The 4,250-nt window shown below is 70.3% G+C and carries 3 protein-coding genes; 2 read left to right on the plus strand and 1 reads right to left on the minus strand.

All coding sequences use genetic code 11. The features are described from left to right. The coding region (locus ABZ857_RS43835) for an ATP-dependent Clp protease ATP-binding subunit (protein ID WP_357056825.1) at positions 1-1,797 on the plus strand (1,797 nt) is incomplete at its 5' end. A gap of 446 nt (positions 1,798-2,243) precedes the next feature. Further along, positions 2,244-3,179, plus strand: a complete 936-nt coding sequence (locus ABZ857_RS43840) for a TIM barrel protein (RefSeq protein ID WP_357056828.1) — start codon at positions 2,244-2,246, stop codon at positions 3,177-3,179. A 97-nt stretch (positions 3,180-3,276) separates the two neighbouring features. Here the strand turns inward: ABZ857_RS43840 and ABZ857_RS43845 are convergent, their stop codons facing one another. Continuing rightward, positions 3,277-4,143 carry an A/G-specific adenine glycosylase gene (locus tag ABZ857_RS43845; protein WP_357056831.1) on the minus strand — a complete coding sequence of 289 codons (867 nt, stop codon included), beginning with the start codon at positions 4,141-4,143 and terminating at the stop codon, positions 3,277-3,279. Positions 4,144-4,250 lie beyond the last annotated feature (107 nt).

Genomic DNA, 4,250 nt, shown 5'->3' on the forward strand with positions numbered 1-4,250 from the left:
ACGCTGAAGGACAAGCAGCTGTACACCCTGGACCTGGGCGCGCTGGTGGCCGGCTCCCGCTACCGCGGTGACTTCGAAGAGCGGCTGAAGAAGGTGCTCAAGGAGATCCGCACCCGCGGCGACATCATCTTGTTCATCGACGAGCTGCACACGCTGGTCGGTGCGGGCGCCGCCGAGGGCGCGATCGACGCCGCCAGCATCCTCAAGCCGATGCTGGCCCGCGGCGAACTGCAGACGATCGGCGCGACCACGCTGGACGAGTACCGCAAGCACCTGGAGAAGGACGCCGCGCTGGAGCGGCGGTTCCAGCCGATCCAGGTGGCCGAGCCGTCGCTGTCGCACACGATCGAGATCCTCAAGGGTCTGCGGGACCGCTACGAGGCGCACCACCGTGTGTCGATCACCGACGGTGCGCTGGTCGCCGCGGCGACGCTGGCCGACCGTTACATCAGTGACCGGTTCCTGCCGGACAAGGCGATCGACCTGATCGACGAGGCCGGGTCGCGGATGCGCATCCGCAGGATGACGGCTCCGCCGGATCTGCGCGAGTACGACGAGAAGATCGCGAACGTGCGGCGGGAGAAGGAGTCCGCGATCGACGCGCAGGACTTCGAGAAGGCCGCGGCGCTGCGGGATCAGGAAAAGCAGCTGCAGCTCAAGCGGGAGCGGCGGGAGAAGGAGTGGAAGGCCGGCGACATGGACGTCGTGGCCGAGGTGACCGAGGAGCTCATCGCCGAGGTCCTGGCCACCGCCACCGGCATCCCGGTGTTCAAGCTGACCGAGGAGGAGTCCCAGCGGCTGCTCCGCATGGAAGACGAGCTGCACAAGCGGATCATCGGCCAGGACGACGCGATCAAGGGGCTGTCGCGGTCGATCCGCCGCACGCGGGCCGGTCTGAAGGACCCGAGAAGGCCCGGTGGGTCGTTCATCTTCGCCGGCCCGTCCGGTGTCGGTAAGACCGAGCTGTCCAAGGCGCTGGCGGAGTTCCTGTTCGGCGACGAAGACGCGCTGATCATGCTCGACATGTCCGAGTTCATGGAGAAGCACACCGTCTCGCGGTTGTTCGGCTCCCCGCCCGGTTACGTCGGGTACGAAGAGGGCGGCCAGCTGACCGAGAAGGTGCGGCGCAAGCCGTTCTCCGTGGTCCTGTTCGACGAGATCGAGAAGGCCCACCCCGACATCTTCAACTCGCTGTTGCAGATCCTGGAGGACGGTCGCCTGACCGACGCCCAGGGCCGGGTGGTGGACTTCAAGAACACCGTCATCATCATGACGACCAACCTCGGCACCCGCGACATCTCCAAGGGCATCGGGGTCGGGTTCGCCCGCGCCAACGACACCGAGTCGAACTACGACCGGATGAAGGCGAAGGTCCAGGAGGAGCTCAAGCAGCACTTCCGGCCGGAGTTCCTCAACCGCGTCGACGACATCGTGGTCTTCCACCAGCTGACGCCCAAGGAGATCATCCAGATCGTGGACCTGATGCTCGCCCAGGTGGCCGAGCGCCTCAAGGACCGCGACATGGGCCTGGAGCTGACCCCGGCGGCCAAGCAGCTGCTGGCCGACCGCGGGTACGACCCGGTGATGGGCGCCCGGCCGCTGCGCCGGACCATCCAGCGGGAGCTGGAGGACACGCTGTCGGAGAAGATCCTCTACGGCGAGCTGCGGCCCGGCCAGGTCGTCAAGATCGACATCGAGGGCGAAGGCGACGCGGCCACGTTCGTCTTCACCGGAGAGGCCAAGAGCCCGGCGGTCCCGGACTCGGCGGCCTCCATCGCCGAGGCGGTCCAGCGCTGATCCGCCTGCGATAACCCGTTCCACCCGAGGGGCGCTCCGTGAGGGGCGCCCCTCGGCGTTTTCCCGCCGCGTCTCGTTCCCGACCCACCTCGTTTTCCCACCGCACCTTGTTTTTCCCGCCGCACCTCGTTTCCCAGCCCATCTCGGTCACGGTGCGGTCACCTTCCGGGCGATAAGGCGAGAACCGGTATCACGCCACCGGACGTAGTACTACACTTTGTAGAGTCCGCTCGCGCTATGCCATGAGCACGTGTGGACGGCATGTCATCCCTGCGGCGTACCGGACAATCCGCTGCGGGGCGGACGCGTAGGACCGTGCGCACGGGGGAAGCTCGGTCCACCCGGGGCGAGATCCCGGTGGTAGGAGGACCGGAGTCCCATGCGGTCGGGACACGCCCTGTGGGCGGAATGGCGGTCCGGAAGTCCACAAGCCTTGGAGGCACCTGATGCGCCTGTTGCACGACGACGGGACGCTGGTTCACCTGGCCTACAACGCGGGCGTACATCCCGCCGAGGATCTGGAGAACCTGATCGCCCATCTCACGCGCTACGCCGTGCCGGTGCGCAGGAAGCTGGGAGTCGACCGGCTGGGCGTCGGCCTGTGGCTCGCCCCTGCCGTGGCCGACCACCTCACCGCCGATCGCATCGAACTCGTACGGCTGCGCCGGTCGCTGGAGGAGCGCGGCCTGGAGTGCGTCAGCCTGAACGGCACCGGCGGGCGCAACCAGGAGGTCCCCGGACCCGACTGGGCCAAGCCCGAGCGCTACCGCTACACCATGGCGCTGGCGAAGATCCTCGCGTTCCTGCTGCCGGACGACGTGCAGTCGGGCAGCATCTCCACGATTCCGATCGGCTGGCGCCGCGACTGGCCCGCCGACCTGCACGCCATCGCCTCCCGCCGGCTGGAACGGCTCTCGCGTGAGCTGCGCGGCCTCTACAGCGTCACCGGCAAGACGATCAGGGTCGGCTTCGAGCCCTGGCCCGGCTGCGTGCTGGAGACCACCGAGCAGGCCCTGGAGCGGGTCTGCGACATCGACTCCGATCATCTCGGCGTCTGCCTGGACGCCTGCCACCTGTCCTGCGGCGCGGAGGAGCCCGACGCGGCGCTGCGCGGGCTGGCCCTCGCCGGGGCTCCCGTGGTCAAGCTCAGCCACGTGCACAACCACAGCCAGGAGATCCCCAGCACCCAGCCCGTGATCGCCGACACGCTCACCGCGATCCTGTCCGGGGCGGTGAACGGCACCGCGCACGTCGAGGTGGAGGCCCACGATGTGACCTCGCCCAAGGCGAAGGGCCCCGCCGCCCTGGTGGCGAAGCTCGCCGACGAGCTCGACTGGACCCGCCGCAACCTCACCGCGCTCGGTCTGAAGCTCGCCGCCTGAGAGGGGTGTTCGCCCCGGGCTGTACGGGACACGACGGGGCGGAGCGCCGCGTCGGCCGCCTCCGCAGCGCGGGGCGGGCGAGACCCCGCGCCTTGAGTCAGGAGGGCAACTGGTAGGTGCCGTCGGGGAGGACCTCCGCCAGGCCGTCGTCCAGGAGGCCGTCCAGTGCGCGCTCGCGCTGCACGTGGTCGGCCCAGACGGCGTCCAGCGCCTCCTTGGGGACCGGCCCGTGCGCCTCGCGGAGCACCGCGAGCAGGCGTCCGCGGCACTGCCGGTCGGTCCCCGCGTACGTCTGGCCCTGCCGCGCCGGGCCGTCGTGGGCCGGACGCCCGGCCAGCCGCCAGGCGCACTGCGCGGTGACCGGGCAGCGCTCGCAGCGGGGCGCTCTGGCCGTGCACACCAGCGCGCCCAGCTCCATGACGGCCACGGCCCAGCGGGGCGCGCCCACCGGGGGCACCAGCGACTCCGCGAGCCGCCGCTCGGCCGCCGTGGGCGCCTTCGGCGGATACTCCTCGCCGCGCACCGCTCTGGCCAGCACTCGCCGCACGTTCGTGTCCAGCACCGCGTGGCTGCCGCCGTACGCGAAGCTGGCCACGGCCGCCGCCGTGTAGTCGCCGATCCCGGGCAGGGCCCGCAGTTCGTCGTAGGTGGACGGGACGCGGCCATCGTGGCCGGTCGTGATGGCCCGGGCGCACGCGTGGAGGTTCAGCGCCCTGCGCGGGTAGCCGAGGCGCCCCCAGTGGCGTACGGCCTCGCCGGGGGACTCCTTCGCGAGCGCCTCAGGGGTGGGCCACCGCTCCATCCAGTCGGCCCAGACGGGCAGCACCCGGGCGACGGGCGTCTGCTGGAGCATGATCTCGCTCACCAGGATGCCCCACGGGGTCGCGTCGGGACGCCGCCAGGGCAGGTCGCGGTTGTGCTCGGCGTACCAGTCGAGGATGGGCTCACGCAGGGAGGCGGACACAGCCCCGACCCTACCGAGCGAGCCGGAGGGGCGCGCCGGTGTCTGGACTGAGGAGTGCGCGGGAGCGAAGCGACCAAGCGCGACGAGGGAAGACATCGGATAAGAGC

Origin of the sequence: Microbispora sp. NPDC046933 (assembly GCF_040644635.1) — a bacterium.
Classification (GTDB): domain Bacteria; phylum Actinomycetota; class Actinomycetes; order Streptosporangiales; family Streptosporangiaceae; genus Microbispora.

Coding starts and splice junctions, on each gene's coding strand:
- ABZ857_RS43840 (WP_357056828.1), top strand. CDS start 2,244: ATGCGCCTGTTGCACGACGACGGGACGCTGGTTCACCTGGCCTACAAC.